1 pseudogene is annotated in these 253 nt (G+C 68.4%); it reads right to left on the bottom strand.

From position 1 onward, the window contains the following. Nucleotides 1–26: 26 nt before the first annotated feature. Nucleotides 27–253: pseudogene (locus tag MTQ10_RS31095) on the bottom strand (hypothetical protein); the annotation flags it as partial.

Here is a 253-nt window from a genome sequence, read left to right as displayed (position 1 = left end):
CCAAGGCACGACTCCACCCGATCGAGTCAGAAACCGACGACCCCGCCCTGCCCACCGAACTCACCGCATAGCCTCAGACCGAGATCACCGAGTGGCCGTCGATACACCACTTCAGCGGACGTGACCCCGTCCAGCAGCACCACCCCGCCACCCTTTCGGGCGATCTTCTTCAGCGCGCGGTCCAGTCTGGGGGCGCGGGCGGCCAGCAGGCCGACGACCTCGCGCACCCACCGGGTGACGGTGGTGCGGTGTA

The organism is Streptomyces sp. XM83C, from assembly GCF_023072675.1.
Classification (GTDB): Bacteria; Actinomycetota; Actinomycetes; order Streptomycetales; family Streptomycetaceae; genus Streptomyces; species Streptomyces thermocoprophilus.
This window is presented reverse-complemented; position numbering and strand designations above follow the sequence as displayed.